9 protein-coding genes are annotated in these 6,401 nt (G+C 27.7%); 5 read left to right on the top strand and 4 right to left on the bottom strand.

The window, feature by feature from the left end:
- The coding region (locus tag K0040_RS21560; protein WP_369123748.1) for a transposase at positions 1-154 on the bottom strand (154 nt) is incomplete at its 3' end.
- A gap of 212 nt (positions 155-366) precedes the next feature.
- Positions 367-942, bottom strand: coding sequence for a hydrolase (locus tag K0040_RS19380; protein ID WP_331476379.1), 576 nt, complete (start codon positions 940-942; stop codon positions 367-369).
- Between the two features lie 502 nt (positions 943-1,444).
- On the opposite strand from K0040_RS19380, the gene K0040_RS19375 reads away from it, so the two are divergent.
- Complete coding sequence (locus tag K0040_RS19375) at positions 1,445-2,083, top strand: nitroreductase family protein (RefSeq protein ID WP_228110356.1); 639 nt, start codon at positions 1,445-1,447, stop codon at positions 2,081-2,083.
- 51 nt (positions 2,084-2,134) lie between these two features.
- On the opposite strand, the gene K0040_RS19370 is transcribed toward K0040_RS19375, so the two are convergent.
- Positions 2,135-2,581 (bottom strand): MarR family winged helix-turn-helix transcriptional regulator, encoded by a 447-nt coding sequence (locus K0040_RS19370; RefSeq protein WP_228110355.1) that lies wholly within the window; start codon positions 2,579-2,581, stop codon positions 2,135-2,137.
- A gap of 211 nt (positions 2,582-2,792) precedes the next feature.
- The gene (locus K0040_RS19365; protein ID WP_228110354.1) at positions 2,793-3,395 is read right to left on the bottom strand and encodes a helix-turn-helix domain-containing protein; all 603 of its coding nucleotides are present in this window, start codon (positions 3,393-3,395) and stop codon (positions 2,793-2,795) included.
- A 218-nt stretch (positions 3,396-3,613) separates the two neighbouring features.
- Here K0040_RS19365 and cysK point away from each other — a divergent pair, with 218 nt between their 5' ends.
- From cysK to K0040_RS19345, 4 genes are all read left to right on the top strand, one after another.
- Positions 3,614-4,510 carry a cysteine synthase A gene (gene cysK, locus K0040_RS19360; protein WP_228110353.1) on the top strand — a complete coding sequence of 299 codons (897 nt, stop codon included), beginning with the start codon at positions 3,614-3,616 and terminating at the stop codon, positions 4,508-4,510.
- Between the two features lie 12 nt (positions 4,511-4,522).
- The gene (gene epsC / locus K0040_RS19355; protein WP_074917344.1) at positions 4,523-5,089 is read left to right on the top strand and encodes a serine O-acetyltransferase EpsC; all 567 of its coding nucleotides are present in this window, start codon (positions 4,523-4,525) and stop codon (positions 5,087-5,089) included.
- 156 nt (positions 5,090-5,245) lie between these two features.
- Positions 5,246-5,869 carry a TetR/AcrR family transcriptional regulator gene (locus K0040_RS19350; RefSeq protein ID WP_228110352.1) on the top strand — a complete coding sequence of 208 codons (624 nt, stop codon included), beginning with the start codon at positions 5,246-5,248 and terminating at the stop codon, positions 5,867-5,869.
- A gap of 31 nt (positions 5,870-5,900) precedes the next feature.
- A complete protein-coding gene (locus K0040_RS19345; protein WP_228110351.1) occupies positions 5,901-6,308 on the top strand; it encodes an FMN-binding protein in 408 nt (135 codons plus the stop codon).
- Positions 6,309-6,401: the final 93 nt, after the last annotated feature.

Here is a 6,401-nt window from a genome sequence, read left to right as displayed (position 1 = left end):
CCCATCTTTGAACCTGAGTTTTATCTTTTATATCTAAAGAACGAGCAACACTAACTGCACTCATACCTTGATTTATATACATATCTACAGCTTTCAATTTTACTTCTTTATTATATTTATTATATTTATTATATTTATTATATTTTTTAGACATAGAACCCCCCCCTTATTGTAGTTACATTTAGCATCATTATACGATGCCTTTTTTTATGTGTCTACTATAAGGGGATTATACTAGTACTCACTGCTTTTTTATAATTTATTTTTAGTGATGATGCTCTACATTAATTCTATAAGAATTCATTACACCTTTGAAAAGGTGGGGGACTGTAGGAGGAGTCCAAGTTATAGCGTTGGCACCAGCCTTTATAGTTTCTCTAATAGTATCATCAGTAGGTCCACCTGTTGCCATAATAGGAAACCTTGGATATTTTTTCTGATTTTTGCAACTAATTTAGGAGTATCTTTTGATGCAGAAACATTTAATATACTAGCTCCTGAATGTACTCTTGCATCTATATCACAATCTTCACTTATGATACTAACAACTACAGGAATATCTAGTGCATCAGATAGACTTTTTAGCGTTTCATTGGAGGTGGGAGCATTTACAACGACTCCTATAGCACCTTGTATTTCAGCATTTGTGCCAAGCATAACAGAACGAAGACCATTTGTCAGTCCGCCTCCTACTCCTGTAAAAACGGGAACATCAGAAACTAAAAGTAAGGCTTGAGTAATTATCGGCTGAGGTGTAAATGGATATACTGCTAAAATAGCATCTGCATTTACATTTCTTATAATAGCTAAATCTGTTGTATATACTAAAGATTTAATTCTTTTTCCAAAGACATTAATCCCACTACATTCTCTAATAACTTCTGGCACACGAAGAAAAGATTTTCGAAGAGTTCCATCAATTGCTGTTGGCATCTCTTTCATATAATAAACCTCCAATTCAAAAAAGGGTATTTAAATAAAAATATAATTTCTTTTTTTATATTTCCAAGGAGGTTAATTTATATGTAGATTAAGGTTAGTTAATAATTATTATAATTAAAATACAAATTGTTTGACATATAATGAATTACTGCTTGGTTTAACTTTAATGGATGAAGATTTTATTAAGTTATTTAAATTTTTAATAATACTATAAAAATAGTTTGACGATAAACTATTTATTAGGTATAATTGGTCTGTCGAAGCAACTAATCGAAGAGGCATTACATTCAGATATTTTATATATATTATTCTAAAAATGAAGAGTTGTCTCATATAGGGGGTATGGGTTTATAGAGAAATTGAAAAGAATACTCTTTTATATACAAGTGGTAGATCTGGTGCTAATATACTATGTGGTAATGCATTAGTAAATTTACTAAATTTGTTGATAAAAATTAAGTTTTTTTAAATATTATAATTAAGACATAAAAGGAGAAATAAAATGGCAAACTTAGATATGATTTACAATCGTAAAAGTGTGAGAAAGTTTAAAGATGTTGAAGTACCAAGAGAAGACATATTAAAAATGTTAGAGGCAGCAATTGAAGCGCCATCACCAAAACATCAACAAAACTGGAACTTTGTTGTAATAACTAGTAAAGAATTAATAAATAAAATGGCTGAAATAGTAGCTAAAAGTCATGAAAAAATTGGGGAAATAGCTAAAACTGAAAAAGATAGAAAAATACATATGAGTGTACTAAAATACTATACTTCATTTAAAAATGCTCCAGCAGTTGTAATGGTTTATTCAAAACCTTACGATATGATAGAGTACAAAATATTAAAAGAAAATGGCGCTACAAAGGAAGTACTAGATGTTTTAGTATCTCCTCAATCAGCAGCACAAGCAATAGGTGCAGCAGTGGAAAATTTCTTGTTAGCAGCAACAGAAATGGGTTATGGAAGTTGCTATATGACAGGACCTACTCATGCTAAGGCAGAGTTAGAAAAATTAATAGGATTTGAAAAGCCTAATTACGAATTAATGTCCATGATATCTGTTGGTATAGCAGAGGATAATACTCCTGCAAAATTACCTCGCAAACCACTTCAGGAAGTAGTTACTTTTATAGATTAAGAGAAAAATTAGATTAAAAAACTGTAGGGACTATAGGTCCATACAGTTTTTTTAATCTAATTTATTGGCATCTTTGAAGTTTGTACTAAGTTTTTTTAGTAATCTTAAGAATTCTTTTTTCTCTTCTTCTGTGAAATTATTATATGCAGTTTGTCTAACTTGAGAAGATATATGATTAAAACTATCTTCTATATTTCTTGCATTTTGAGTTAATTTTATATAAGTTACTCTTTTATCAGAGATAGATTTTTCTTTTTCTATATATCCTAAGCTTATTAATTTATTTACTAAAGCAGTTACGGTTGATTTATCTTTTCCGATTTTATTTGAAATCTCCTTCATAGTTAAAGATTTATCACTTTCAAAGAGTGCAGTAAGTATATTACCATGACTAGGTATTAAATCATCCAAATTATTTTTCTTTAGTTTATTATCTATAAATTTTATCATTTCTGCTTTTGTTCTACTTATAAAATATATAATATATTTATCTTTCATAATTACCTCCTTAAAATAAGAGTGAAGTTTTTAAATCTAACTTATTTTATAATATCATATATTAAAAAAAAATAAACATAATTTTAAACATATATAAATGATTAAGCTGTTTGCTATTTGTGCAAAATTAAAAAAACTTTAGATGAAATTGTAATATTTGTAGAATAATAAAAAACAGTAGCTTTGCACTTAGCAAATCTACTGTTTTTTATTATTCTTCTTCAGCATTAATATTATATTTTTTTACTTTTCTATAAAGGGTTGCTATCCCAATGTTTAATGCCTTTGCCACTTGTTTCATTTCCTGCGTATTATTTCCATATTTTTTTATGGCTTTTTCGATTTCTTCTTTTTCTAACTCTTCAACAGTTCTAATTTCTTCTTTGTATAATTCATCTAATTTGTAAGAAATTAAGTTGGACATACTACTGATAAACTCACATAATTCTTGATCCTTAGATAAAATTTTATTTTTTTGTTTCTCTGTGAAAGCTGCTATACCAAGTATTCCTATATTATTATTGCCAAGCTTTATTGGTGTGCAAATATCAGCTAATTCTTTACAGTCTTTGCTATGAATACAATTTTTACAACTATCTTCTATCTCTCGATTTATAATGTAAGGTTCTCCAGATATTAATACATTAGAATAAGCAGATTTATCAGAGATTTTTTCATCAATTTTATCTTTGAAAATACCTGTGCCAGCTATTCTTACTAAATCTTTTGATACTACTGTAACATCTACATCAAGTACAGTTGAAATATTTTGGCAAACGCTTTGTATATAATTTTTTATATCGATTAATTTCAAAATTCAACCTCCCAACATAATTTATTCTAAAAAATGTGGTTTACTTAAGTATATCATATTATTATTGTTAATTTTTATCAATTTTAATATTTTAAAACAGGTAAAATTTTGAAAAGTAAAAAAAATTATCAAATTGATAATATAATACTTGTGTTATCAATTTGATAGTGCTACAATAATATTATCATTTTGATAATTAAAAATTGGGAGGAATAATAATGATATATAAAGATGGTTTGGAGTTAATAGGGAATACGCCTATTATATCTTTAGATAAAATAGGATATGAAAATGTATATGTTAAATTAGAAAAATATAATCCAGGTGGAAGCATAAAAGATAGAATTGCACTCTCCATGATTGAAGGAGCTGAGAATAGAGGGTTATTAAAAGAAGGTAGTGTATTGGTGGAGGCTACAAGTGGAAATACAGGTATAGGTCTTGCTATGGCAGGAAACTTAAAAGGCTATAAGGTTATAATAATAATGCCAGAAACTATGAGTATAGAAAGAAGGCAACTTGTAAAAGCTTTTGGAGCAGAATTAATATTAACACAAGGGCCTAAAGGTATGAATGGATCTATTGAAAAATTGGAAGAACTATTAAAAGAAAATGATAACTATATAAATCTTGGTCAATTTGAAAATGAAGATAATCCAAAAGTTCACTATGAAAAAACCGGGCCAGAAATATACGCAGAAGTTCCAGATATAAATCTTATTATTGCAGGAATAGGTTCAGGTGGAACAATAAGTGGAGTAGGGAAATTCTTAAAAGAGAAAAATGAAAGTATAGAAGTAATAGGGATAGAACCTTTAGCATCACCACTTATTACAGGGAAAAAAGCAGGTCCTCACAAAATTCAAGGAATAGGTGCAAACTTTATACCTAAAAATTACGATGAAAATATAGTGGATGAAGTACTTACAGTAAGTGATGAAGATGCTTTTGATATGGTTAGATTACTTGCCAATAAATTAGGTATTTTAGTAGGAATATCTTCTGGGGCAAATGTATTCGGTGCTATAGAAATTTCTAAAAAATATCCTAATAAAAAAATAGTTACTATTGCACCTGACGGTGTAGATAAATATATGTCCATGGGGATTTTTTAGAGGGGTGAGATTATGTTATTTGAGCATACAAGAGCAGATATAAATTTTATACTAGAAAATGATCCAGCTGCTAGAAGTAAAATAGAAGTATTTTTACTATATCCTTCTGTACACTCTCTTATAATGTATAGAATATCCCACTTCTTTTATACTAAAAAAAGATTTTTTCTTGCTAGAGCAATATCTCAGCTGAGTAGATTTTTTACTGGTATAGAAATTCACCCAGGAGCAAAAATAGGTATGGGAACACTTATAGACCATGGAAGTGGAGTTGTTATAGGAGAAACAACCATAATTGGAGATAGAGTAACTATATATCAAGGAGCTACTATAGGTGCCACAGGAAATGAAAAAGAATTTAAAAGACATCCTACCTTAGGTGATGATATTGTAGTTGGTTCAGGAGCAAAAATATTAGGCCCAGTTAATATAGGTGATCATTGTAAAATTGGAGCAAATTCAGTTGTTTTAAGAGATATGCCATCCAATAGTACAGCTGTAGGAATACCTGCAAAAATCAAATATAACACAAGTGATGTGAATAAAGAAGATATAGACAACGTTATATATTTTATATAAATAAGAGAGGTGAACACCTCTTTTTTTTATGCAAATAATAAAGTGTCGAAATGTTTTTGTGGTAATTTATGTAAAATATGTTATTATTAATATTATAAACACTGTTCATAATATGTACAGTGTTTATAATATTAATAAAGTTTACAAGGAGGACTAATGGGAGTAGAAGAAAGACGTAAGATGGAAAAAGAAAAAATAAAAAAAGAGATACATAAAGCAGCTAGTGAAATAATAATAGATGAAGGATACTCCAAATTATCCATTAGAAAAATAGCAAGTAAAATAGATTATTCTCCTTCTTTGATATACAACTATTATGAAAATAAAGCAGATATAGTATTATCAATATGGCAAGAAAAATCATCAATAATAATTCATACTATGAGTAACTTAAAATTCAATGATTCTAATGAAGAAACTAATATTAAAAAATTATTTAAAACATATATTAATTTAATTTTAGAAAGCCCTGAAGAATATAGAGCAATAATGTTAAATAATATTGATATAATTAAAAAAGCAAATTTTGATTTTACAGAAGAAGAAAAAAACAGTTTAAAAATAAAAGAAACTAAAGAAAAGTATGATAAATATTTAGAAAAAGGGTTGTTACGCCATATTGACACAGAAAAGTATGCATTTTTCTCTTGGATATCAATAAATGGATTTGTATCAAATATGGTGTTATCAAATAATAAAGATAAAGAATTTACAAACAAGTTAATAGATGAATATTTGGATTTTATGATTTATGGATTATTTAAAAATAATGGGAAATAAATTTTAAGATGAATTTTCAAGGAGGATACTGATGAAATTCAAAAAAACTAAAATATTTTTAGGTGTTCTTTTAGTTATAATTGTGAGTGGACTTTTTGCAATGACAAGAGGAATAAAAGAAGGTAAAAAGCTTGAAATAAATAGTGTAGATATAAGCAAATTGGAAAATGGAACTTATATAGGAAAATATTCTAAGGACAGATGGATTAGTGAAGTGGAAGTTAGTGTGAGAGGTAAAAAAATAGAAAATATTAAAACATTATCAGAACCACTAACGCCAGATGTAGGATATGAATTATCTAAAAGAATAATAGAAAAGCAAAATGTAAATGTAGATATTATAAGTGGTGCAACTGTATCGTCAAAAGCATATTTGAAATCTGTGGAAAATGCACTAAATAAAATAGACCAGCTAGTTAAAGTCAACATATTTTATTGAATTTTATATTATGTGTTTTTAGACACAATTAATAGACTATCAAATTTCAACGAAAAATTGATGATTTACTGTGAAAATAGTTCGTAATTAGCC

Source organism: Terrisporobacter petrolearius (assembly GCF_020748185.1).
Lineage (GTDB): Bacteria > Bacillota > Clostridia > Peptostreptococcales > Peptostreptococcaceae > Terrisporobacter > Terrisporobacter petrolearius.
Note: the sequence above shows the minus strand (reverse complement) of the source record. Positions and strands in the feature narration are given on the sequence as shown.